25 protein-coding genes are annotated in these 21981 nt (G+C 70.2%); 17 read left to right on the top strand and 8 right to left on the bottom strand.

Features of this window, described 5'->3' with window-relative positions; translation table 11 throughout:
- Positions 1 to 284 precede the first annotated feature (284 nt).
- Together LPC04_RS14495 and LPC04_RS14490 are read left to right on the top strand one after the other, a co-directional pair.
- Complete coding sequence (locus LPC04_RS14495) at positions 285 to 1400, top strand: NADH:flavin oxidoreductase/NADH oxidase (RefSeq protein ID WP_275682959.1); 1116 nt, start codon at positions 285 to 287, stop codon at positions 1398 to 1400.
- Positions 1401 to 1454: 54 nt separating this feature from the next.
- Complete coding sequence (locus LPC04_RS14490; protein ID WP_275682958.1) at positions 1455 to 1841, top strand: VOC family protein; 387 nt, start codon at positions 1455 to 1457, stop codon at positions 1839 to 1841.
- Positions 1842 to 1847: 6 nt separating this feature from the next.
- On the opposite strand, the gene LPC04_RS14485 is transcribed toward LPC04_RS14490, so the two are convergent.
- Entirely contained in the window at positions 1848 to 3554 is a 1707-nt protein-coding gene (locus tag LPC04_RS14485) for an AMP-binding protein (RefSeq protein ID WP_275682957.1), read from the bottom strand.
- Positions 3555 to 3786: 232 nt separating this feature from the next.
- On the opposite strand from LPC04_RS14485, the gene LPC04_RS14480 reads away from it, so the two are divergent.
- Genes LPC04_RS14480 through LPC04_RS14465 form a run of 4 tightly spaced genes read left to right on the top strand, consistent with a single transcriptional unit; the run spans position 3787 to position 5859 of the window.
- Complete coding sequence (locus LPC04_RS14480) at positions 3787 to 4158, top strand: COG4315 family predicted lipoprotein (RefSeq protein WP_275682956.1); 372 nt, start codon at positions 3787 to 3789, stop codon at positions 4156 to 4158.
- A gap of 11 nt (positions 4159 to 4169) precedes the next feature.
- Entirely contained in the window at positions 4170 to 4469 is a 300-nt protein-coding gene (locus tag LPC04_RS14475; protein ID WP_275682955.1) for a hypothetical protein, read from the top strand.
- Positions 4470 to 4471: 2 nt separating this feature from the next.
- On the top strand, positions 4472 to 4993 hold the full coding sequence (locus LPC04_RS14470; protein WP_275682954.1) for an RNA polymerase sigma factor: 522 nt from the start codon (positions 4472 to 4474) through the stop codon (positions 4991 to 4993).
- Complete coding sequence (locus LPC04_RS14465) at positions 4990 to 5859, top strand: anti-sigma factor family protein (protein ID WP_275682953.1); 870 nt, start codon at positions 4990 to 4992, stop codon at positions 5857 to 5859. The genes LPC04_RS14470 and LPC04_RS14465 overlap by 4 nt, the downstream gene beginning before the upstream one ends.
- Positions 5860 to 5878: 19 nt before the next feature.
- Here the strand turns inward: LPC04_RS14465 and LPC04_RS14460 are convergent, their stop codons facing one another.
- From LPC04_RS14460 to LPC04_RS14450, 3 genes are all read right to left on the bottom strand, one after another.
- Complete coding sequence (locus tag LPC04_RS14460; protein WP_275682952.1) at positions 5879 to 6130, bottom strand: (2Fe-2S)-binding protein; 252 nt, start codon at positions 6128 to 6130, stop codon at positions 5879 to 5881.
- A 224-nt stretch (positions 6131 to 6354) separates the two neighbouring features.
- On the bottom strand, positions 6355 to 6831 hold the full coding sequence (gene bfr / locus LPC04_RS14455; RefSeq protein ID WP_275682951.1) for a bacterioferritin: 477 nt from the start codon (positions 6829 to 6831) through the stop codon (positions 6355 to 6357).
- Positions 6832 to 6995: 164 nt separating this feature from the next.
- Positions 6996 to 7547, bottom strand: coding sequence for a Dps family protein (locus tag LPC04_RS14450; protein WP_275682950.1), 552 nt, complete (start codon positions 7545 to 7547; stop codon positions 6996 to 6998).
- A gap of 249 nt (positions 7548 to 7796) precedes the next feature.
- Between LPC04_RS14450 and LPC04_RS14445 the strand changes: the two genes are divergently transcribed.
- Positions 7797 to 8447, top strand: coding sequence for a hypothetical protein (locus LPC04_RS14445; protein ID WP_275682949.1), 651 nt, complete (start codon positions 7797 to 7799; stop codon positions 8445 to 8447).
- Positions 8448 to 8519: 72 nt separating this feature from the next.
- Here the strand turns inward: LPC04_RS14445 and LPC04_RS14440 are convergent, their stop codons facing one another.
- Both LPC04_RS14440 and LPC04_RS14435 read right to left on the bottom strand, forming a co-directional pair.
- Positions 8520 to 8960 carry a DoxX family protein gene (locus LPC04_RS14440; RefSeq protein ID WP_275682948.1) on the bottom strand — a complete coding sequence of 147 codons (441 nt, stop codon included), beginning with the start codon at positions 8958 to 8960 and terminating at the stop codon, positions 8520 to 8522.
- A gap of 265 nt (positions 8961 to 9225) precedes the next feature.
- Complete coding sequence (locus tag LPC04_RS14435; protein ID WP_275682947.1) at positions 9226 to 10269, bottom strand: aldo/keto reductase; 1044 nt, start codon at positions 10267 to 10269, stop codon at positions 9226 to 9228.
- Positions 10270 to 10493: 224 nt separating this feature from the next.
- On the opposite strand from LPC04_RS14435, the gene LPC04_RS14430 reads away from it, so the two are divergent.
- The 8 genes from LPC04_RS14430 (at position 10494) to LPC04_RS14395 (ending at position 18881) form a co-directional block, all read left to right on the top strand.
- Complete coding sequence (locus LPC04_RS14430) at positions 10494 to 11810, top strand: GH1 family beta-glucosidase (protein ID WP_275683202.1); 1317 nt, start codon at positions 10494 to 10496, stop codon at positions 11808 to 11810.
- A gap of 31 nt (positions 11811 to 11841) precedes the next feature.
- Positions 11842 to 13083 (top strand): ABC transporter substrate-binding protein, encoded by a 1242-nt coding sequence (locus LPC04_RS14425; protein ID WP_275682946.1) that lies wholly within the window; start codon positions 11842 to 11844, stop codon positions 13081 to 13083.
- Between the two features lie 10 nt (positions 13084 to 13093).
- The gene (locus LPC04_RS14420) at positions 13094 to 14029 is read left to right on the top strand and encodes a carbohydrate ABC transporter permease (protein WP_275682945.1); all 936 of its coding nucleotides are present in this window, start codon (positions 13094 to 13096) and stop codon (positions 14027 to 14029) included.
- A gap of 210 nt (positions 14030 to 14239) precedes the next feature.
- Positions 14240 to 15088 carry a carbohydrate ABC transporter permease gene (locus tag LPC04_RS14415; protein ID WP_275683201.1) on the top strand — a complete coding sequence of 283 codons (849 nt, stop codon included), beginning with the start codon at positions 14240 to 14242 and terminating at the stop codon, positions 15086 to 15088.
- Positions 15089 to 15122: 34 nt separating this feature from the next.
- The gene (locus LPC04_RS14410; RefSeq protein ID WP_275683200.1) at positions 15123 to 16106 is read left to right on the top strand and encodes an ABC transporter ATP-binding protein; all 984 of its coding nucleotides are present in this window, start codon (positions 15123 to 15125) and stop codon (positions 16104 to 16106) included.
- A 13-nt stretch (positions 16107 to 16119) separates the two neighbouring features.
- A complete protein-coding gene (locus LPC04_RS14405; RefSeq protein WP_275682944.1) occupies positions 16120 to 17127 on the top strand; it encodes a substrate-binding domain-containing protein in 1008 nt (335 codons plus the stop codon).
- A gap of 78 nt (positions 17128 to 17205) precedes the next feature.
- Positions 17206 to 18261, top strand: coding sequence for a cysteine synthase A (gene cysK, locus LPC04_RS14400; RefSeq protein ID WP_275682943.1), 1056 nt, complete (start codon positions 17206 to 17208; stop codon positions 18259 to 18261).
- A 206-nt stretch (positions 18262 to 18467) separates the two neighbouring features.
- Positions 18468 to 18881 (top strand): hypothetical protein, encoded by a 414-nt coding sequence (locus LPC04_RS14395; protein ID WP_275682942.1) that lies wholly within the window; start codon positions 18468 to 18470, stop codon positions 18879 to 18881.
- A 16-nt stretch (positions 18882 to 18897) separates the two neighbouring features.
- On the opposite strand, the gene LPC04_RS14390 is transcribed toward LPC04_RS14395, so the two are convergent.
- Complete coding sequence (locus LPC04_RS14390; protein WP_275682941.1) at positions 18898 to 20388, bottom strand: methyl-accepting chemotaxis protein; 1491 nt, start codon at positions 20386 to 20388, stop codon at positions 18898 to 18900.
- Positions 20389 to 20644: 256 nt separating this feature from the next.
- On the opposite strand from LPC04_RS14390, the gene LPC04_RS14385 reads away from it, so the two are divergent.
- Both LPC04_RS14385 and LPC04_RS14380 read left to right on the top strand, forming a co-directional pair.
- Positions 20645 to 21112: a hypothetical protein gene (locus LPC04_RS14385; protein ID WP_275682940.1), complete on the top strand. Its 468-nt coding sequence runs from the start codon at positions 20645 to 20647 to the stop codon at positions 21110 to 21112.
- Between the two features lie 132 nt (positions 21113 to 21244).
- On the top strand, positions 21245 to 21586 hold the full coding sequence (locus LPC04_RS14380) for an RcnB family protein (RefSeq protein ID WP_275682939.1): 342 nt from the start codon (positions 21245 to 21247) through the stop codon (positions 21584 to 21586).
- A gap of 7 nt (positions 21587 to 21593) precedes the next feature.
- On the opposite strand, the gene LPC04_RS14375 is transcribed toward LPC04_RS14380, so the two are convergent.
- On the bottom strand, positions 21594 to 21968 hold the full coding sequence (locus LPC04_RS14375) for a nuclear transport factor 2 family protein (protein ID WP_275682938.1): 375 nt from the start codon (positions 21966 to 21968) through the stop codon (positions 21594 to 21596).
- Between the last annotated feature and the right edge of the window lie 13 nt (positions 21969 to 21981).

Raw genomic sequence — 21981 nt, 5'->3', positions numbered from 1 at the left:
TCTTGCCTTTTGCCTGCCGATCCCGAGGGCAAGTCGCGCCGCCGGTCTCGCCTTCCGGATCTTCGCAGCGGCGCAGGCCTGTTTCCGCGGGGCCGTCTTCGAGGTGAACCGGGCAAAAGGCAAGACCTGACCCCAGCCGGGAGGCAAAAGGCAAGACCTGACCCCAACCCGGGTGACCCCAACCCGGACGATCCGCAGCCGCAGTCGACGAACCGCATTGGCCCCGGCCGAGCGCGGCTTTGCCGCCTGCGTTGCAATGGCGTCCTGTCCCGCCCGGAGTGCCCATGTCCGCCCTGTTCCAGCCTTTCAAGATCGGCCGGCTCGAGCTCGAGAACCGCATCGTCGTCGCGCCGATGTGCCAGTACTCGGCCAGCGAAGGCAGCGCCACCGACTGGCACCTGATCCACCTCGGACAGCTGTCGCAGTCCGGCGCGGGGCTGCTGATCATCGAGGCGACGGCGGTGGTCGAGGAAGGCCGCATCACGCCGACCGACCTCGGCCTGTATTCGGACGCCAACGAGGCCGCGCTCGCGCGCGTGCTCGCGGCGGTGCGCGCGCAGTCGCCCATCCCGATCGCGATGCAGCTGGCCCATGCGGGCCGCAAGGCGTCCAGCCGCGCGCCGTGGGACGGCGGACAACAGATCCCGTCGGCCGACGCCGGCGGCTGGGTCGCGCAGGCGCCGTCGGCGATTCCGCACTCGCCGGGCGAGGAGGCGCCGCACGCGCTCGACGCCGCCGGCCTCGCGCGCGTGCGCGACGGCTTCGCCGAGGCGGCCCGGCGCGCGGCGCGACTCGGCCTGGTGGGACTGGAGATCCACTGTGCGCACGGCTACCTGCTGCACGAGTTCCTGTCGCCGCTGGCCAACCAGCGAACCGACGACTACGGCGGCAGCCTCGAGAACCGCATGCGCTTCCCGCTCGAGGTCTTCCGCGCGGTGCGTGACGCGTTCCCGGCCGACCGGCCCGTGTGGGTGCGGCTGTCGGCGACCGACTGGGTCGACGGCGGCTGGGACCTGGACAGCAGCGTCGCCTTCGCGCGCGCCTTGAAGGACGCGGGCTGCGCGGCGATCCACGTCAGCACGGGCGGCGTGTCGCCGCAGCAGAAGATCGCGCTCGGCGCCGGCTACCAGGTGCCGCATGCGGCACGCATCAAGGCCGACGTGGGCCTGCCGACGATCGCGGTGGGCCTGATCACCGAGCCCGAGCAGGCCGAGACCATCCTCGCCAGCGGCGACGCCGACGCCATCGCACTGGCCCGCGCGATGCTCTACGACCCGCGCTGGCCCTGGCACGCGGCCGCGAAGCTGGGCGCCAAGGTGCGCGCGCCCAGGCAGTACTGGCGCTCGCAGCCGCGCGAGTTCAAGGACTTGTTCGAGGGCGCGGCCATCGGCCAGCGTTGACGTCTCGGGCCACCGGATTGCCCGCATCGGCACTCGTCGTCCAAGGAGCCCGCCATGCTGCAGAAGTTTCCGCTCTACGCCTACATCCCCGCCAGGGACGTCGCGCGCGCCCGCCGCTTCTACGAGGACAAGCTCGGCTTCAAGCCGAAGGAGGACGTGTCCGGCGGCGTTGTCTACGAGTTCGCCAATGGCACGTCATGCTTCCTCTATCCGACGCCCAACGCCGGCACCTCGCAGGCGAGCCAGGCGTTCTGGCAGGTGGCCGACGTCGACGCGGAGATCGCCGAGCTGAAGTCGCGCGGCGTCGTGTTCGAGCACTACGACATGCCCGGCGAGCGCAGCCCCAGCGGCGCGATCACCGCCAACGGCGCGAAGGCCGCGTGGTTCAAGGACACCGAAGGCAACATCCTGGCCATCATCGAGTCCGTGCACCGCTACTGACGCGACTCACTCGCCCTTCTCGGGCTCGCGGAACTCCATCGCCCACACCTCGCCGGGTGGGCGCGCGTTCTCGCGCCGGCGCAGCTCGACCCGGCGGATCTTGCCCGACAACGTCTTCGGCAGCTCGCCGAACTCGACGATGCGGATGCGCTTGTACGAGGCCAGGCGCGTGCGCGCGAACGCGAGGATGGACTGCGCCAGCTCCGGGCTGGGCGCGAAGCCGGCGCGCAGGATCAGGATGGCCTTGGGCACCGCGAGCCGGATCGGATCGGGCGACGGGATCACCGCCGCCTCGGCCACGGCCTCGTGCTCGATCAGCACGCTCTCGAGCTCGAACGGGCTGATGCGGTAGTCGGAGGCCTTGAACACGTCGTCGGCGCGGCCCACGTAGGTGATGTAGCCGTCCTCGTCGCGCGAGGCGACGTCGCCGGTGTGATAGAAGCCGTCGCGCATCGCTTCGGAGGTCTTCTCGTCGTCGTCCTGGTAGCCGGTCATCAGCGCGATCGGGCGCGGCGACAGCGACAGGCAGATCTCGCCCTCGTCGGCCAGGTTGCCGTCGGCGTCGAGCAGCGCGACGTCGTAGCCCGGCAGCGGCCGGCCCATCGAGCCGGCCTTGAGCCGCTGGCCGGGCGGGTTGCCCACCTGCGCCGTGGTCTCGGTCTGCCCGAAGCCGTCGCGGATCGTGATGCCCCAGGCGCGCTTGACGATGTCGATCACCTCGGGGTTCAGCGGCTCGCCGGCGCCGACCAGTTCGCGCAGCGAGGTCTTGTACTTCGCCAGGTCCTGCTGCATCAGCATGCGCCACACGGTGGGCGGCGCGCACAGCGAGGTCACCTTGTTCTTCACGAGCACGTCGAGCGCGGCCGGCGCGTTGAAGCGCGCGTAGTTGTAGATGAAGATCGTCGCGCCCGCGTTCCAGGGCGCGAAGAAGCAGCTCCACGCGTGCTTGGCCCAGCCGGGCGAGCTGATGTTCCAGTGCACGTCGCCGGGCTTCAGGCCGATCCAGTACATCGTCGACAGGTGGCCCACCGGATAGCTCTGGTGGTTGTGCAGCACCAGCTTGGGCTTGGACGTGGTGCCGGACGTGAAGTACAGGAACAGCGCGTCGGTGGCCCGGGTCGGCGCGTTGGGCGCGAACGCGGTGGGCGCGGATTGCGAGGCCGCGTAGTCCAGCCAGCCCGCCGGCGCCTGGCCGGCCGGCGCGCCGACGACGACGCGCGTGTAGGCGCCGGGGAAGACGTCGAACTTGGACGCGGCCGACGCGGTGCAGACGACGTGCTTGACGGCGCCGCGGTCGAAGCGGTCGGCGAGGTCGTCGGTGCTGACCAGCGTCGTCGTGGGCACGATGACCGCGCCCAGCTTCATGCAGGCGAGCATCGTCTCCCACAGCGCGACCTCGTTGGGCATCAGCAGCAGCACGCGGTCGCCGCGCGCGACGCCGAGGGCGCGCAGCCAGTTGGCGACCTGCGACGAGCGCTCCGACATGCGCGCGAAGCTGACCTTGTCCTCGCTCCCGCTCTCGTCGACGATCCACAGCGCGGGCGCGTCGTTGCCGCGCGCCATCGCGTCGAAGTGGTCGAGCGCCCAGTTGAACTCGACGAGCTGCGGCCAGCGGAAGTCGCGGTACGCGGTGGCGTAGTCCTCGCGATGGCGGAGCAGGAAGTCGCGGGCGGCCAGGAAGGCGGCCACGCCGGTGCCTGAGGATGCGGTCATGCGTCGTGTCTCCATGCGCCGTCCACCGGGGTGGCGGCGATTGTCGTGGTCGGATCGCCGTGACGCGGCGGTCTCGACATGCAAGCATAAGTGAGGCGGCCGACGCCGGCCTGACACGCGTGTGTCGCGCCGCCGCGGGAAAATTTCGGGCCGGCGGGAATAAACGGGTGCAAGCTTGCGTCCACCCCGGCATGCAGCGCCTGTCGCGGTGCAGATCCAACGAGGAGATCCCATGTTCAAGACTTCGCTCGCCGCCCTGGCGGCCGCGCTGTTCGCCTGCGCGGCCCTGGCCGCCGGCGCGCCCGCCGCCCCGATGAACGGCGTGCTGGCCACGCCGTCCGGCGCCACCGTCTACACCTTCGACAAGGACGCCGCCGGCAGCAGCAAGAGCGTCTGCAACGGCCCCTGTGCCCAGTTGTGGCCGCCCGTCGCCGCGCAGGCGTCGGACATGGCCATGGGCGACTGGTCCGTCGTCACCCGCGACGACGGCAGCAAGCAGTGGGCGTACAAGGGCTGGCCGCTCTACACGTACTCGAAGGACGCCAAGGCCGGCGACATGAGCGGCGACAAGTTCAAGGACGTCTGGCACGTGGTCAAGCCCTGATTCCGACGGCCATGCCGCGCGCGTCGCGTCCTGACGATCCCGCCGGATCGACCGGCGCGGCGCCGTCATGGGCCGCCGACGAGGCCAGCGCCGAGCCCGCGCCGCAGCCCGCCGCCGATACGGCGCAGATGCCGCTGTTCCACGCCGACGGCCCCGCGCCCCCGCGCGTGCGCCGCGCGCGCCTGCGGGCCCGCATCAAGACGCTGCTGACCGCGCGCCTCAAGCGCAAGGCCGCCCCGGCCGCCGCCGGCGAGCCGAGCCGGCCGGCCTCGTCCTGGCCCGACAGCTTCTTCGACCACGGCGGCTCCTGAGCATGCGCACGCCCGACGACGACCTGCTCGCCTGGGTGCCCCGCCTGCGCCGCTACGCCCGCGCGCTCGCGGGCAACCGCGACGACGCCGACGACCTGGTGCAGGACACGCTGGAGCGCGCCTGGGCGCGCGCCAGCCTGTGGCGCAACGTCGCCGACATGCGGGCCTGGCTGTTCGGGATCATGCACAACCTGCACGTCGACGCGCTGCGCCGCGGCCGCCTGGCCACGGTGGCGATGGACGAGGACACGCCCGAAGGCGCCGCCCCGCCGACGCAGGGCGAGCGCCTCGCCGTGCTGGACCTGCAGGCCGCCCTCGCCCGCCTCGTCCCCGAGCAACGCGAGGTGCTGCTGCTCGTCGCGCTCGAGGACATGGCCTACGCCGACATCGCGCGCACGCTGGGCATTCCGCTCGGCACGGTGATGTCGCGGCTGTCGCGCGGCCGCGAACGCCTGCGCCTCTTGCTGGACGGCGCGCCGTCCGTGCCCGGCGGCGACGCCGTGCGCCTGAAAGTCGTCAAATGACCGATGCCTTCCCGCCCCCGCCTTCGGGCCCGGACATCCCCGTCACCGAGGCCGAGCTCCACGCCTACGCCGACCGCCAGTTGACGGCCGAGCGCAGCGCCGAGGTCGCGGCCTGGCTCGCGCGCCGGCCGGACGAGGCGGCCCGCGTGCGCGCCTGGGAGTACCAGAAGCGCGAGCTGCGCGGCCTGTTCGATCCGGTGCTGGACGAAGCCGTGCCGGCCACGCTGCGACGCCGCGCGCGCGGCGGCGCGGGCTGGCGCCGCGCCGGGCTCGCGGCCGCCGCGGGGCTCGTGCTGGCGCTGGCCGCTGGAGGCACCGGCTGGGCCCTGCGCGGCGCGCAGGACGCCGCCCCGCTCGCCGCGGCCCAGGCCGCCGCCAACGACTTCGCCGCCCGCGCCGCGATCGCGCACACCGTCTACACGCCGGAGATCAAGCGGCCGGTGGAGGTCGACGGCGCGCACGAGGACCAGCTCGTCACGTGGCTCTCGAAGCGCATGGGCGCGCCGATGAAGGCGCCGCACCTGCAATCGCTCGGCTACGAGCTGGAAGGCGGCCGGCTGCTGCCCGGCGACCGCGGGCCGGTCGCGCAGTTCATGTACCGCGACGCGGCCTTCCACCGGCTGACGCTGTATGTCTCGAACGAGAAGCCATCCCCCGCGACGCACGGCCTGGCCAACGCCGACCTGCGCGCCGGCGACGCGCCGCGCGTGGACACGGCCTTCCGCTTCGTCAGCGAGGGGCCGGTGAACGTGTTCTGGTGGATGGACGGCCCGTTCCGCTACGCGATCACCGCGGCGGCGGACCGTGCGGCCCTGACGCAGGTGTCCGCGGAGGTCTATCGCCAGTTGGAGCCGCAGCGGCCCTGAAGGCCGGCGCCGCGGGGGTTCAGGCGGCCAGCGGCGCCGTCGCGAGCGCAGCGATGGGGATCACGCGGGCCGCGTTGGCTGCCAGCGTCTCGGCGGCCGTCGGGCGGCAGGCGCGGGCGACGTCGAAGGTGTCTCGGGCGCAGTCGTGGCAGCGGCCACAGGCCGTGGCGACGCGCAGCTCGTCCTGCAGCTCCTCGAAGGAGGCGCAGCCGTGGCGCACTTCGCGTTCGATGTCGCGGTCGGACACGCGATGGCAGACGCAGACGATCACAGGCGCTTCTCCTGCGGTGCGGCGGTCTTGGCGGCGGTCAACGACATGCGGGACGTTCCAGGAAGGGACTACGGTCGTAATCCTAACGCGAATCGTTCGCATTCACAAGACTCGAAACAAAGCCCTTTTGCGGGCTAGTTCCGGACCGGGCGATCCGATCCGGAGCCAGAACGCAAAACGCGCAGCCAGGCTGCGCGTTTCCAGGGTGGCAGCGGCCGACGGCCTCAGCTCACCTCGCCCATCATCGACTGCAGGTAGTTCTGCTCGCCGACCTTGCCGGCGACGTCGAGCTGGGTCTCGAGGAAGTCGATGTGCTCCTCCGTGTCGTCGAGGATCTTCTGCAGCAGGTCGCGCGAGACGTAGTCCCGGGCGGTCTCGCAGTAGGCGATGCCGTCCTTGATGGTGGCCTGGGCCGCGTATTCCAGCTTCAGGTCGCAGTTCATGCACTCGAGCAGGTTCTCGCCGATCAGCAGCTTGCCGAGATCCTGCAGGTTGGGCAGGCCGTCCAGCATGAAGATGCGGTCCATGAGGCGGTCGGCGTGCTTCATCTCGCCGATCGACTCGTCGTATTCCTTCTTCGCGAACTTGTCGAAGCCCCAGTGCTTGTACATCCGGTAGTGGACGAAGTACTGGTTGATGGCCGTCAGTTCGTTCTTCAGCTGGGCCTGGAGGTGCGTGATGACCTGGGGGTCGCCTTTCATGGGGAACTCCTCGTTTTAAGTGTTCGTCGGATGGCGCCCATCCTAGCGCGATCGGCGCGCGCGACCCCCTTCGCGCGCCCTCTTTCGCGACTCGTTTTCGCTCGCGCGCGCGGACGAGAGCGAGTCCCGCGGTGAACGCGAGCGACTCGCAGGGACTGCCGCTTTCAGTGCCCGCCGGTATCCGCGTTCCGGCTCGCCTCGAACAGGAACCAGGCGCGCCGCTCGGTCTCGTCGATCCAGTTCTCGATCAGGCTGGCGGTGGCGATGTCCTTGTTGTCGTCGCAGACCTCGTGGACGGCGCGCAGGCTGGCGGCAAGCTGGATGTTGTCCTGGTGCAGCTCGGCGAGCATGTCCAGCGGGCTCACGAACTCGGCGTCGTTGTCGGACACGCGCTGCAGCCGCGCGATGTGGCCGATGGAACGCAGCGTGGTGCCGCCCACCTTGCGCACGCGCTCGGCGATCGGGTCGGTCATCGCGTAGAGCTGGTCGCCCTGGTCGTCCAGCAGCAGGTGGTAGTCGCGGAAATGCGGCCCGCTCATGTGCCAGTGGAAGTTCTTGGTCTTCAGGTAGATCGCGAACACGTCGGCCAGGATGGCGTTGAGCGCGCCGGAGAGTTCCTTCGTGGCCTTGGCGCCCAGGTCGGTGGGCGTGGCGATGGGCGCGCCGCGGCGCGTCTTGGCGGCGGCGGCCTTCTTGGGGGACAGCGTCTTGGGCATGGATGCACCTCCTGGGGTTTGTGGACGAGCCGCCGCACCGGCGGACGGCCTGCCGGAGATTACCCGTCTGCTAACCACCCTGTCGTAGGACGGGGACTCGACAGCAAGGAATTGGCCGTGTCCCGGCCGCTTATCCGGAGTTTGCGCGACTGTGTCGATGTTGATATAGCGGGGGGATTACGGCGCTCATCGGGGATTCCACCGACGCTCGAGCAAATAGTATTCAGGCATCGAAACCGGAGTCTCACCATGACCCAAGTCCACTCTTCGGGTGGCGCGCAGGCCCCTTTCGCCACCCCCGTGTCGAAAGGCAAGGCCAAGGCCGCCAGCCAGCCTGAGAAGAAGATCGCCGTGCCCAGGGCCGCGGAGACGAAGGCGTCCGGCTCCGGCACGGGCACGGGCAAGCATGGCACCGAGGTGACGATCGGCCAGGAGGCGCTGCACGCGCTGGCGGCCACCGGCGAGTTCCTCGGCAAGGCGGTGCTGACCGGCGTCGAGGACATCGGCGAGGCGGCCTATTACTCGGTCAAGGCGATCGGCACCGGCGTCGTGGACATCGCCAAGGGGCTGGGCAACGCGGCGGTCGACGGCGTCAAGGGCGTCGGCGAAGGCCTGGCGGACACCGCCACGGCGATCGGCCACGGCGTCGTCCACGTCGAGAACGCGATGGGCGACGTCTGGGGCGTGGCCACGCAGGGCGCCAACGCGGCGACCAACCTGGCCACCACGCTGGGCACCGACGCCGAAGTCGCGGTGACCGACCTCGGCACCGCGGCGACCGACGTGGGCACGGGCGCCCGCGCGGTGCTGTCGGGCATCGGCAGCGTCGCCAGCACGGCCGCCAACTACGGCACCTACATCGTCAAGCAGGGCGGCAAGGTGCTCAACGAGCTGACCTGAGCCTCGCGCGTCACGCGCGCGACCGGATCTTCCAGAAGGCGCCTCGGCGCCTTTCCTGCGTCTGGCGTCCGCTCAATAGAGGCTTCGCTGCACCTTCCAGCGGCTGCCCCAGACGATCAGCCAGAGCAGCACGACCTGCAGCGGCAGCCGCAGCCACAGCAGCCAGACGGGGATGTCGAACTGGTCGTGGATGCGAAGCATGTAGATGTTGGCCGGCGTCACCGCGAGCGTCAGCAGGACGAGGCCCCAGCCGGCGGCGCGGCGCGTCCACGGCAGCAGCAGGCCGAACGCGCCCACGAGCTCGAGGACGCCGGTGGCGAGCACGACGTCGACCGGATCGGGGATCTGCGGCGGCACGATGCGGGCCTCGAGGTCGGTCAGCGCGAAGTGCGCGATGCCGCCGAAGAAGAACCAGCAGAACACGAACCACATCGCGGCGCGCTGCCAGCGTCCACCGCGCTTGACGGGCTGCGACGATTCGGCCGAGACGAAGGGCAGGTAGTCCGTGCTCATGACGCGGCTCTCGGCCTGGCGGCTGCGAGGCGAGGGCCTTCAGGCGGCCGGGCGGCGCTCATGCGCACCCTCCCCTTCGGCGTCGGAGGGCAATGGCCGGGCTGGGCAGCAGGGATCTCGTCACGGTTCTCTCGGCCACGTTCGCGGGACGCGGCATCGCTTTTCGATTCGGGCGGCCATGATCGCGCACGACCTGCGCGGCATTGGGTTTTCGTGACGAAAAAAGAGTAACCAATGCTGGCCGGTCGAGCAGCCGCTGTCGCGCTCAGCGCCCCGAGTCGGCGAGCTGCCTGCGCCGGATCTCGCCCTGGCGCTCGAACATCCAGCCGGGATATTCGGCCGGCAGCGCGCTGGCGTCGCCCAGCGCCTTCAACTCGTCGGCCCCCAGCGTGACGTTCGTCGCCGCGATGTTGTCGGCCAGCTGGTCGGGCCGCTTGGCCCCCACGATCACGCTGGTGACCTGCGGCTGGTGCAGCAGCCAGGCGAGCGCGACCTGCGCGACCGACACGCCCCGGGCCTCGGCGATGGGCCGCATCGCATCGATGACGACGTCGGCGCGCGCGCGGTCGACCGGCGGGAAGTCGAAGCTCTGGCGCCGGCTGCCGGCCTCGGCGTTCGCGCCGGTCCGGTACTTGCCGCTCAGCAGGCCGCCCGCGAGCGGGCTCCAGACCATCAGGCCCAGGCCCTCGCTCTTCAACATCGGCACGATCTCGCGCTCGAGGTCGCGTCCGGCCACGGTGTAGTACGCCTGAAGCGACTCGAAGCGCGACAGGCCCAGCCGCTCCGCGACGCCCAGCGCCTTGACGATCTGCCACGCCGCCCAGTTCGACACGCCCACGTAGCGCACGTGGCCGTGGCGCACCAGCTGGTCGAGCGCGCGCACGGTCTCCTCGATCGGCGTGGCCGGGTCGAAGCCGTGGATCTGGTAAAGGTCGATGTGATCGAGCTGCAGCCGCTTCAGGCTGGCCTTGACGCCGTCCAGGATGTGGCCGCGCGAGGCGCCGCGGCCGTTCGCGCCGGGGCTGGTCTCGCCGAACACCTTGGTCGCGACGACCACGCTCTCGCGCGGGATCTTCAGGTTCTTCAGCGCCTGGCCGGTGATGGTCTCGGAGACGCCGCCCGAGTAGACGTCGGCGGTGTCGATGAAGTTGATGCCGGCGTCGATCGCCTGGCCCACCAGGCGATCGGCGTCGGCCTGGCCGAGGTCGCCGATCTTGCCCCAGATGCCGTCGGTGCCGCCGAAGGTCATCGTGCCCAGGCACAGTTCGGACACGAACAGGCCGGTGCGGCCGAGAGGATGGTTGCGCATGGAAGCTGCTCCGTCGGGGATGGACTCGGCGTGCAGCATAGGTGCGCGCCCAAAGACATGCGGGGCGGCGGGGTCATGCGCCGGGGCGTCGGTGTTTCCACTGATACGAGGCCCTGCCTCCGCAGCCAGAATCGCGCCACGTGGAATCGGTTCCACGCTCGTTCCGATCCAGGTACGTCTTGAACAACGCCATCCCTCCCATTTCCCCGCCGGCCGGCTCCGCCATGCGCCGGCCCGGCTTCGTGTTCGGCGCGGCCACCGCGTCGTACCAGATCGAGGGCGCGGCGCACGAGGACGGCCGCGTGCCGTCGATCTGGGACACCTTCTCGCACACCCCCGGCAAGACGCACCAGGGCGACTCGGGCGATGTCGCCTGCGACCACTACCACCGCTACGCGCAGGACGTCGCGCTGCTGGCCGACCTCGGCTTCGACGCCTACCGCTTCTCCATCGCCTGGCCGCGCGTGATGGATGCCGACGGCCGCATCAACGAGCGCGGCGTGGACTTCTACAAGCGCCTGCTCGACCAGCTCGACGCCCACGGCATCAGCGCGTGGGCCACGCTGTATCACTGGGACCTGCCGCAGCACCTGCAGGATCGCGGCGGCTGGCTCAATCGCGACACGGCCTGTCGCTTCGCCGACTACGCCGAGCAGATGGGCCGCCTCTTCAAGGGCCGCATGGCCGGCTGGATGACGCTCAACGAGCCCTACTGCTCGGCCTACATCGGCCACACCGAGGGCCGCCACGCGCCGGGCCTGACCGACGCGCGCTACGGCGTCGAGGCCATGCATCACCTGCTGCTGGGCCATGGCCTGGGCACCAGCGCGCTGCGCGCCAACGACGACGCGCCGGTGGGCCTCGTCGCCAACGTGTGCCAGGTGACGCCCGCGAGCGAGTCGCAGGCCGACCTCGTCGCCACCGAGCGCGCAGCCGCCGCGTCCAACCACTGGCCGCTCGATCCGCTGTTCCTGGGCCGCTACCCGGCGCCGCTGCGCGAGCTGTGGCCGCAGGCCGGGGCGCCGATCCGCGACGGCGACATGGCCGCCATCGGCGTGCCGCTCGACTTCGTCGGCATCAACTACTACTTCCGCCAGGTGATCGCCAGCGACGGTGGCCACGGCTTCGTCGTGCAGCCGCTGCCCGGCGTCGAGCGCACGCAGATGGGCTGGGAGGTCTTCCCCGACGGCCTGCGCGACCTGCTGCTGGAGTTCAAGCAGCGCTATCCGCAGCTGCCACCGGTCTACATCACGGAGAACGGGATGGCCAGCGACGACGCCGTCGAGGGCGGACGCGTGCATGATGCGCAGCGCGCGCGCTACTTCAACAGCCACCTCGCGGCGGTCGACGAGGCGATGCGCCGGGGCGTCGACGTCCGCGGCTACTTCGCGTGGTCGCTGATGGACAACTTCGAATGGAGCTACGGCTACGAGAAGCGCTTCGGCCTCGTGCACGTGGACTACGCGACGCAGCAGCGCACGCCCAAGGACTCGGCGCTGGCGTTCAAGCAGTTCCTCTCGCAGCGCCGCGCCGGCGCCTGAACCGACAAGACAAGGCAAGGAGACACAAGACATGAGCAACAAGACCACCCGCCTGGCCCTCGCCCTCGCCTGCGCGTTCGGCGCGGCCGCGGGCGCGCACGCGCAGGCCAACCGCGCCGAGGTGCTGCACTGGTGGACGTCGGGCGGCGAGTCCGCGGCCGTCAAGGAGCTGGCGAGCGCGTACACCGCGGCAGGCGGCACCTGGGTCGACGCGGCGATCGCCGGCGGCGAGCAGGCGCGTTCCGAGGCCGTCAACCGCATGGTCGGCGGCAAGCCGCCCACCGCGGCGCAGTTCAACACGTCCAAGCAGTTCCTCGACCTGATCGACCAGGGCATGCTCAACAACGTCGACGCCGTGGCGGCGAAGAACAACTGGGACAAGATCCTGCCCGCGCCCATCCTGTCGTCGATCAGGATCAAGGGCCACTTCTACGCGGTGCCGGTCGACATCCACATGCCCGCGTGGTTCTGGTACTCGAAGGCCGCGTTCGCCAAGGCCGGCATCGCGGCCGAGCCGAAGACGCCCGACGAGTTCTTCGCCGACCTCGACAAGCTCAAGGCCGCCGGCCTCGTGCCGCTCGCCTTCGGTGGCCAGCCATGGCAGGAGAAGGTCACGTTCTACGCGTGGCTCGCACACGTCGGCGGTCCCGACATGTACATGAAGCTGTACCGTGACAAGGACGCGGCGATGGTGATGACACCGCAGTTCAAGGCGCTGCTCACGTCGTTCAAGCGCCTGCACAACTACGTCGACGCCGGCTCGCCCAACCGCAACTGGAACGACGCCACCGCGATGGTGATCTCTGGCAAGGCCGGCGTGCAGATCATGGGCGACTGGGCCAAGGGCGAGTTCGCCACCGCGCACCAGACCGCGGGCAAGGAGTTCGGCTGCTTCCCCGGCTTCGGGCCGAGGTCGCCCTACCTGGTCGCGGGCGACGTGTTCGTGTTCCCCAAGATCACCGACCCGGCGCAGGTCAAGTCGCAGCAGCTGCTCGCCACCGTCTTCACGTCGCCGGCGACGCAGGTGGCCTTCAGCAACAAGAAGGGCTCGATCCCGATCCGCACCGACGTCGACGTCAAGAGCCTCGACCTCTGCGCGCAGCAGGGCGTGACGATCATGAAGGACATCTCGCGCCAGCTGCCCACGCCCGAGATGCTGATCTCGCCGGACCTCGAGGGCTCGCTGCAGGACGTCATCACCAAGTTCTGGAACACCAACGAGTCGGCCGACGATGCGGCCAAGGCGATCGCAGCCGCCCTGAAGAACGGTTGATACTCGCCGGATGACGAGTCGCCGCCCTCTCCTTCGCCACGCCGTCGCCTGGGCGGCGCTGCTGCCGATGGTGGCGACCGTGCTGTGGGTCTACGTCGGCAGCGTGCTGTGGTCGATGCGGATCTCGGTGAGCAGCTCGCGCACGCTGCCCATCCCGGACTACGTGGGCCTCAAGCAGTACGCGCGCCTGTTCGACAGCGAACGCTGGACGCTGTCGCTGCAGAACATGGCGCTGTTCGGCGTGCTGTTCATCGTCGGCTGCCTCGCGATCGGCTTCCTGTTGGCCGTGTTCATCGACCAGCGCGTGCGCGCCGAGGGCGTGCTGCGCACGATCTTCCTGTACCCGTACGCGATGTCCTTCGTCGCCACGGGGCTCGTGTGGCAGTGGATGCTCAATCCCGAACTGGGCATCCAGTCGACGGTGCGAAGCTGGGGCCTGCCGAACTTCACCTTCGACTGGATCGTGCGCCAGGACGCGGTCATGTACGCGATCACCATCGCCGCCGTCTGGCAGGCCTGCGGCCTCGTGATGGCGCTGATGCTGGCAGGCCTGCGCGGCATCGACGAGAGCCTGTGGATGGCCGCGCGCATCGACGGCATCCCGAAGTGGCGCGTCTACCTCAGCATCGTGCTGCCGATGCTGGGGCCGTCGTTCGGCACCGCGTTCGTGCTGCTGTCGGTGAGCGTGGTCAAGGTGTTCGACGTCGTGGTCGCGATGACGCAGGGCGGGCCCGGACTCGCGAGTGAAGTGCCGGCCAAGTTCATCATCGACAACCTGCTGGTGCGCGCCAACATCGGGCTCGCGTCGGCGGCGTCGACGGTGCTGCTGCTGACCGTGCTCGTGCTGCTGGCGCCGTGGTTCTACGCCCGCGCGCGCGCGTCACGCCAGGGCGAGCGCGCGGCGCGCGCGATGCAGGCGAGCGCCACGCAGGGAGCGGCCGCATGAGCGCCGCCCGGCCGCCCGGAGGCGCTCGCCCCGAAGCCGTCAGGCGGAGGGTTGCCTGATGAGCGCCGCCCGGCCGCCCGAAGGCGCTCGCCCCGAAGCCGTCAGGCGGAGGGTCGACTGATGAGCGCCGCCGTCGTGCCCAGCCAGGGTCTCGGCGACGACGCGATCGCGGAGCGCCGGCGCGGCGCGCCGCGGCGCGCGGGCGGCCGCATGCCGCGGCCCGCGCGCATCGGCCTGTACGTCTTCCTCGTCAGCGCGGCGCTGCTGTTCCTGCTGCCGCTGTACGTGATGCTGGCCACGTCGATCAAGCCGATGGAGGAGATCCGCCTCGGCAACCTGTTCGCGCTGCCGGTCAGGATCACGCTGGAGCCGTGGGCGCAGGCGTGGATGTCGGCCTGCACCGGGCTCGAGTGCGGCGGCATCCGCACCGGCTTCATGAACTCGGTGGCCATCGTCGTCCCCAGCACCGTGCTGTCGATCCTGCTGGGCGCGTTGAACGGCTATGCGCTGTCGTTCTGGCGGCCCCGCGGGGCGCAGGCGTTCTTCGTCGTGCTCTTGACGGGCGCCTTCATCCCCTACCAGGTGATGCTGTTCCCGCTGATCCGCTCGCTCGCCGCGATGGGCCTGTTCGGCACGCTGCCGGGCGTGGTGCTGATCCACGTGCTGTTCGGGATGCCGGTGATGACGCTGCTGTTCCGCAACTACTACGCCGGCGTGCCGCACGAGCTGTTCATGGCGGCGCGCATCGACGGCGGCGGCTTCTGGCGCATCTTCGTGCAGCTCATGCTGCCGATGTCGCTGCCCATTGTCGTCGTCGCGATGATCATGCAGGTCACCGCGATCTGGAACGACTTCCTAGTCGGCCTCGTGTTCGCCGGCCACGACTGGCTGCCGATGACGGTGCAGCTCAACAACATCATCAACACCACCACCGGCGAGCGCCTTTACAACGTCAACATGGCGGCCACGCTGCTGACGTCGCTCGTACCCCTGACCGTCTACCTCGTGTCGGGCCGCTGGTTCGTGCGCGGGATCGCCGCCGGCGCCGTGAAAGGCTGAATTGAACGTCTCGATCAAGCAACTCGCGGTGCGCATGGGCTCGACGCTCGTGCTGGAGCACCTCGACCTCGACGTCGTCGAAGGCGAATTCCTCGTGCTGCTGGGCCCGTCGGGTTGCGGCAAGTCGACGCTGCTGCATGCGGTCGCGGGGCTGATCGACACCGAGGCCGGCAGCGTGCACATCGGCGGGCAGGACGTCACCTGGGCCGACCCGAAGGATCGTGCGATCGGCATGGTGTTCCAGTCGTACGCGCTCTATCCGACGATGAACGTCGAGCGCAACATGTCCTTCGGCCTGCGCGTCGCCGGCCTGCCGAAGGCCGAGATCGCACGACGCGTCGCCAAGGCGTCGTCGATGCTGCAGCTCGACGCGCTGCTCGCGCGCAAGCCGGCGCAGCTCTCGGGTGGCCAGCGCCAGCGCGTCGCGATCGGGCGCGCGCTGGTGCGCGAGGCGCAGGTGTTCCTGTTCGACGAGCCGCTGTCCAACCTCGACGCCAAGCTGCGCACCGAGCTGCGGCGCGAGCTGAAGGCCCTGCACCGCGATCTCGGCGCCACGATGATCTACGTCACCCACGACCAGGTCGAGGCAATGACGCTGGCCACGCGCGTGGCCGTGATGCGCGGCGGCCGCATCCAGCAGATCGGCACGCCGGGCGAGGTCTACGCGCGGCCGGCCAACACGTTCGTCGCCGGCTTCCTCGGCTCGCCCAGCATGAACTTCGTCGACGGCGAGATCGCCGGCCGGGGCGTGACGCTGGGCGTGCGGCCGGAGCATGTCGCGCTACTTCCTGGCGACGACGCGGAGATCACGCTGGTCGAGGCGATGGGCGCGCACGAGGTGGTCTGGCTGGACATGGCGGGCCACCGGCTGGCGGCCATCGCGCCGGCGGAGGACGTCCATCGGATCGGCGATCGGGTCGGCGTGCAGATGGATCTGGATCGCGCCATCGTGTTCGACCCGGTGTCGCAGGAACGCATCGAACTGCCGGCGAGCGCGTTCCAGCCGCGTTCGCGCTGATATCGTCAAAGCCATGGCAACCATCAAGGACGTCGCAAGGCTCGCCGGCGTGGGCGTGGGCACCGCGTCGCGCGTGATCAGCGGCAAGGGCTCGTTCTCCGAAGCCGCGGCGGCGCGCGTGGAGGCGGCCGCGCGCCAGCTCGGCTTCCGGCCGAGCGCGATCGCGCGCGCGCTGTCGCTGCAGAGCACCGGCACCATCGGCGTGTTCGTGCCCGACTTCAAGGGCCCGTTCTACGGCCCGCTGCTGGACGCCATCGACGCCGAGCTGCGCCTGCACGACCGCCACATGGTCGCTGCCAACGGCTGCGGCGACGAGGACACCCGCCAGCAGTCGCTGGACGGCGCGCGCTTCCTGATCGAGCGCGAGTGCGACGGCATCATCCTGTGCAGCACGGCGCTGCGCGACGCGGACTTCGCCGCGCTGCGCGAGGCCTTCGCCAACCTGGCCATCGTCAACCGCGACGTCAAGGGCATGAAGACGCACTGCTTCACCGTCGACCACCGCGCCGCCGGCCGCGCCGCCGCCGACGCGCTGCTGGCGCACGGGCATCGCCGGATCGCGGTGATCTCCGGGCCGTCGGGCGTCGGCGACAACAAGCAGCGCCTGCAGGGCCTGTTCGACCGCCTCGGCGAGGCGGGCATCGCGATGGCCTCGATCCCGACCGAGGAAGGCGACTTCAGCGCGCCCTCGGGCTGGGCCGCGTGCGAGCGCCTGGTCGCGCGCAAGCCCAAGGTCACGGCGCTGTTCTGCGCCAACGACCAGATGGCCATGGGCGCGATCAGCTATCTCGGCCACCATGGCATCCGCGTGCCGCAGCAGTGGTCGGTGATGGGCTACGACGACTCCGATGTCGCCGCGTTCCTGTCGCCGCGCCTGACCAGCGTGCGCATCCCGATCGCCGAGATGGCGCTCAACGCCTGCCGCCAGTTGCTCAACACGCGCTTCGGCTCGGGGCTGGCGGTGTCGCGCAAGTTCGTGCCGACGGTGGTGATGCGCGATTCGCTGGCGAAGGCGCCCTGAGCGGCCCTTGAACGCGGGAGCCGGGGTGCGGGCGGCCGGCATCGGCGCTACGATGCCCGCTCACCCAAGGAGCACCGCATGACCCGCTACGCCAACATCCTCGAAACCGTCGGCCGCACGCCGGTCGTACGCATCAACAAGCTCGCGCCCGAGGGCATCGAGCTGTGGGTCAAGGTCGAGGCCTTCAATCCGCTCGGCTCCGTCAAGGACCGCCTGGCGCTGGGCGTCATCGAGGCCGCCGAGAAGAGCGGCGAGTTGAAGCCCGGCCAGACCGTCGTGGAGGCCACCAGCGGCAACACCGGCATCGGGCTGGCGATGGTCTGCGCGCAGAAGGGCTATCGGCTGGTGGTAACGATGGCCGAGAGCTTCAGCGTCGAGCGCCGCAAGCTGATGCGCTTCCTCGGTGCCAAGGTCATCCTCACGCCGGCGGCCGAGCGCGGCACCGGGATGGTCAGGAAGGCGGCCGAGCTCGCCGCGGCGCACGGCTGGTTCCTGACGCGCCAGTTCGAGAACGAGGCCAACGCCGACATGCACTCGCGCACCACCGCGCGCGAGATCGTCGACGACTTCGCCGGCAAGCGGCTCGACTGGTGGGTGACGGGCTTCGGCACCGGCGGCACGCTGCGCGGCGTCTCGCGCGTGCTCGCGCAGGAACGCCCCGAGACGAAGATCGTCGTCTGCGAGCCGTCCGACGCACCGATGCTCACCAGCGGACAGCCCCAGCAGAGCAACCCGGACGGCACGGCCAGCGCGAGCCATCCGTCATGGAAGCCGCATCCGCTGCAAGGCTGGAGCCCCGACTTCATCGGCAAGCTGACGCGCGATGCCGTCGATGCCGACGTCATCGAGCGAGTGATCACCGTCAGCGGCGCGGACGCGATGCACTGGAGCCGCCAGCTCGCGCAGAAGGAAGGCCTGTTCGTCGGCACCTCCAGCGGCGCGACCTTCGCCGGCGCTCTCGAAGTCTGCAAGGCCGCGGCACCGGGCTCGGTGGTGCTGTGCATGCTGCCCGACACCGGCGAGCGCTACCTCAGCACGCCGCTGTTCGGCGACATCGGCGTCGACATGAACGACGACGAGCTCGCGATCATGCGGTCGACCCCGAGCAGTCACCTGGCCCCCAGGACCGCCTGACCGGCCTCGCCGGCCATGCCACAAAGGCATCCCGGCGCGCAGGCTGTCACGCAATGACCTTGGACCTCTGTTTTCAGCAATAGTGAATTTCGGCGATCCGGGTTTTTCTCGCCGGCGCTCGTTCGTAAAGTGACGTCACCCCGGTGCGTCGCATACCCCACGAAGGTATGCGGCGCCTTGAAACCTCACAACGAATCGAGATCGCCATGCAAACCCGTCACCTGCTCTCCTCCGCCGCCATCGCCCTGGCCTTCTGCACGTCCGGCGCGTTCGCGACCGACGTCGGTTGCCGCCTCGTCGCCAACGGCGTCGAGAAGTGCGACGTGCCCACCGGCGCCGAGCGCAGTCGCGACGAGGTCGTCGCCGAGATCCACGCCAAGGCTGATGCCTCCACCGGCTGCCGCACCGTCGCCAACGGCGTGCAGAAGTGCGACGTGACGACGGGCCGCGAACGCACTCGCGAGGACGTCGTCGCCGAAGTGCTCAACGGCTCGTCGGGCTACGCGATCGCCGGCTGCCACACCGTGGCCAACGGCGTGCAGAAGTGCGACGTGCCGAGCCTGTCGCAACGCGACACCGCCCTGGCCAAGGCGCCGGCGCAGGCCGTCGAGGCGCACTGAGCCGGGGGCGCGGCGCTCAGTGGCGCTGCACGGTCTTGTAGATGCCGCAGCCGAGCACCAGGTCGTCGCCCACCGGGACGACGAACGAGGTCTTCGGCGCGACCTGTCCGGTGGCCGGGTTGAGGAAGTCGTAGTCGACCCAGCCGCCGCCCTGCGCGGCCGCGGCCCAGACGTCGTGCGTCAGCTGCGCGACGTCGGTGCCCAGGATCTGCGCGGCCGTCTTGCGCAGGTTGTGCGGCTTGCCGGCGAACGCGTGATAGACCAGGTGCCGGTCCCAGGCGAACACATACATGTCGCGATCGGCGAAGCCGTTCGCGGCATCGGTGATCTCGGGCAGGCAGGCCGCGCCGCGGCGCTTGTAGAGCGCGACCGCCCTGCTCACCAGCGCATGGGCCTCGTCGGCGGTGCCCTGGCGCAGCCGGAACGAGCTCACGGTGCGCGCCAGCCTGCGCGCGCGTTCGCCCAGGCCCGATGATGCCGACGAGGTGCGTTCCACCATCGTCGCGTTCTCCTGCGTGATGTCGTCGAGGCCGCGAATGGCCTCCGACATCTGGCTCAGGCTGGTGCTCTGCATCTCGGCCGCCGACGTGATGGCGCGCACGTTGCCGGCCACCTCGCCGATGCCCGAGACGACGCTGGCCAGCAGGTCGCCCACTTCGTCGATGTGCGACGCGCCCGAGGCCACCTGCTCGCTGGAGCGCGCGATCAGCGACTTGATCTCCTGCGCCGCGCCACTGCTGCGCAGCGCCAGCGAGCGCACCTCGGCGGCCACCACGGCGAAGCCGCGGCCGTTCTCGCCGGCACGCGCCGCCTCGACCGCCGCGTTCAGCGCGAGGATGTTGGTCTGGAAGGCGATGCCGTCGATCACGCCGATGATGTCGTGCACGCGCTGCGAGCTGGCGCGGATGGCATGCATCGTCTCCACCGCCTCGCGCATGCGGCTGCCGCCGGATTCGGCCATCTCGTGCACGCGGCTCGCGAGCCGTTCGACGGCGCGGGCATCGAGCGCGTTCTGCTTCACCGAGCCGCTCAGGTCCTGGACGCTGGCCGACGTCTGCTCGAGGCTTGCGGCCTGGCGCTCGGTTCGCTGCGCCAGCTCGCCGGTGCCGGCCGCGAGCGACTCGCTGGCCTGCGACACGAACGTCGCCTCGCTGCGGATGTCGGCCACCAGCGCCGACATGTTCGCGTTCATCTCGTCCAGCGACGCGGCGATCGCGCCGAACTCGTCGCGGCCTTCGGCGCCGATGCGGCCCGACAGGTCGCCGTCCTTCATCGCCCGCACGCCGGCCTGGAGCGGTCGCAGCGAGCGCGCGAGGGCGCCATGCAGCGACAGGCTCAGCGCCACGGCGGCCGCGCCGAGCGCGAGGCAGACGATTGCCATGGCCGCCCCGCCTTCGAGCTGCAGCAGGCGCACGCCGGCGCACAGCGCCAGCGCGACGCAGGTGGCGCCCAGCAGGGCGATTCGGCGGCGCACGGAGGCGCCTTCGGCGAGATTGATTCGTTCCATCCCTGGATCCCTTTCGCGGCCGCACGGAGTCGGCTCTGTCATCGAGGATTCTTGGCCATCTCGCGCCCGTCAAACCGTCGAAAAGGCCGGTGCCGCGGGGCATCTCGCCGCGCAGTCGCGACAAGCGCAATGAGCCGTCAAGAACTCCCCGCACGCGGCGGGCCGCGTTGGAGAAAGCGCCCGATTCACGGCGCTCATCGAGCGGTCGAAATTCACGGCCGCTCCTAGACTGACCAGGCGCAAAGGAGTGCAAGCAATGCCCATGGTCACCCCCTCCCTCAACCTGCCGCAGCCGGCCGCCACGACGTCGTCGGCGCCAAAGACGGCCGCGGCGCCGCTGCCGCCGATCGCGCCGCCCGTGTCCAACGCCGCGCAGGCGAAGATGCCCGATGCGCCGAGCACGACCGTCACGCTGAGCCCGCAGGCGATGAGCGCGATGGCGGCTTCCAGCCATCCGTCGTCGAGCCCGATGTCCAACGCCTCGGCGCCGGCGCCCGCCCCGGCCGCGCAGGACGGCTCGCTTTACGATTCCATCAAGATGGGCATCTCGACCGCGGTCGCGGACGTCGGCGACGCGATCGCGGACGGCGCGCATGCCGTCGTCGATGGCGTCGAGACGACGCTGTCGACTGCCAACAAGGTCGCGACCGGCATCGTCGAGCTGCCCTTCGCGGCGGTGTCCAAGGCCGCCGACGCGGTGGGCGCGCTCATCGACAAGCTCTGACCCCCGGACGAGCAGCCGCGTTCGACTTTCGTTGCGCCCACGTCAAGATACGCAAAGCGCCTTGACGCCTACAGACGCCGTGGTGCTGGCGTGAAGAATGGACTTCGTCACCCCTTTATTGAAGGAACAATGATGAAGCTCCAACGCATCTCCGCTCTGCTGGCCGCCCTGATGATGGCCGTGCCGCTGGTCTCGATGGCCGACGACCATCACGACCGCGACCACGATCGCCCCGACTGGGATCATCCGGGCTATCGCCATGACGAATACCGCGGCGTCGGCCCCAACCACGAATGGCGTCGCGGCGGCGCGCTGCCCGCCGAATATCGCGGCGACCGCTACGTCGTCAACGACTGGCGCGGCCATCACCTGAGCGAGCCCCCGCGCGGCTACCACTGGGTGCAGGTCAACGGCGACTACGTGCTCGCCGCCGTCGCCACCGGCATCATCCTCGACACGCTGCTGACCCAATAAGCGGCCGCTACGTCCGGCACGGCACGCGCTGCGCCGGATCGTAGAAGAAGGTCTCCTCGGCGATCCGTTCGCCTTCCCAGCGCTGCCACGCGAGTTCCTCCATGTGCGTGACGCTGCCGTCGCGCCAGACGAAGTGGAAGATCCAGCGGATCACCACGTGGTCGCCATTGACGAGCACCGGTCGCACGCAGGTCGACGTGACGGACTCGGCGCGTGCCATCACTGCGCGCTCGTTGGCGACATGCGCGTCGCGCCCCACGCGCGGCGTGCCCTGGTTCTCCTGCATGGTCGAGTGCTCGGCGTAGAACTGCTCGCACGCCTCGGCGTGGGCATTGCTCTCGACCAGCGCGATGAAGCGCTCCAGCGTGTCCGTCGTTGGCATCGTGACCTACCGT

This window comes from Scleromatobacter humisilvae, assembly GCF_023231945.1.
Taxonomy (GTDB): Bacteria; Pseudomonadota; Gammaproteobacteria; order Burkholderiales; family Burkholderiaceae_C; genus Scleromatobacter; species Scleromatobacter humisilvae.
The sequence above is the reverse complement of the archived record's forward strand: the minus strand, read 5'-3'. Positions and strand labels throughout refer to the sequence as shown.